1 pseudogene is annotated in these 229 nt (G+C 53.3%); it reads right to left on the reverse strand.

What is annotated here, in order from left to right:
* Nucleotides 1-229, reverse strand: a pseudogene (locus tag ACYP03_RS28465) (hypothetical protein); the annotation flags it as partial.

The following is a 229-nucleotide window of genomic DNA, read 5'->3' on the forward strand; positions in this document are numbered from 1 at the left end:
AGCAAACAGCGACACTCCCAGATAAACCCGCTGATATAACGAGCAGCGGCTCAGGAGTTTCAGCACGGGAAATTGCAGCAGGTCAATGACACCGGCATTGACCGTGTTCATCTGCGTGTACAGGTCAACCACCCGATCCACCAGCGCGTTCAGATACTGAACCAGTGAGGTTTCCTGGTGCAGGTAGGCATTCATCACCAGGGTGTTGGCCAGAATCAGGATCATGAAC

The sequence above is a fragment of the Photobacterium sp. R1 genome (assembly GCF_054600795.1).